1 protein-coding gene is annotated in these 689 nt (G+C 74.9%); it reads right to left on the bottom strand.

The genetic code is table 11. The annotated features are described in order from the left end of the window. The coding region (locus QQK25_RS23420; RefSeq protein ID WP_284190114.1) for a hypothetical protein at positions 1–689 on the bottom strand (689 nt) is incomplete at both ends.

Below are 689 nucleotides of genomic sequence, written 5' to 3'. Positions count from 1 at the left end.
TCAGCTCGCCGCTCGCGGCGTCGCCGGGGTTGCGCAGGTGCAGGCTCACGCTGGAAAGTTGTACTCCCTTGGGTAGCGCGGCAAAGCGCTGCCCGGCGGCGTGGCTGGCGTCGCACAGGCGGGCGACGCGGGTGGCGTCGGACGAGGGGGCGAGCAGGGCGCGCTCGCCCGGGCGGGGCTTGTCGGGTGGTTCGGGCTGGGGCTTGGGCGGCGTGGTGGGCTTGGGCGGGGCTTCAAGTTCGGCCACGAAGCTGACGCGCAGGGGCTGGGCGTTAGCGGTGGCGATGGTGAGCGGCACCGCGGTGGCCGACGGGTGGTCGGCCAGGTAGCGGTTGATGGCGCGGACGAGGCCATCCACCGCCAGCCCGGCGGCGGGCAGCGGGCCATCCGGGCTGAAGAAGGGCGGATCGTCGCCCACCGCCACGCTGACGAGGCAGGGCTGCTTCGTGAAGCGCACGCCGATGCGCCGGCCGGTGAGGCTGCCGGGGATCAGCACGCCGGTGCGTTTTTCGGCGGCGTCGCCTTCGATGAGCATCTCGGCCATCAGGCGCGACGCGCACTGGGCGGGAAAGCGCTGCTCCGGCCCGGCGGGCAAGGTGTCGAGGGGCTGGAGCGGCAGCCAGGTGCCGCGGCTGAACACCCGCAGGCGGGCGCCGGTCTTGCGCGGCGGGGTGAGCGCGCCGGCGGCG

Source organism: Zoogloea oryzae, from assembly GCF_030161255.1.
GTDB lineage: Bacteria > Pseudomonadota > Gammaproteobacteria > Burkholderiales > Rhodocyclaceae > Zoogloea > Zoogloea oryzae.
The sequence above is the reverse complement of the archived record's forward strand: the minus strand, read 5'-3'. Positions and strand labels throughout refer to the sequence as shown.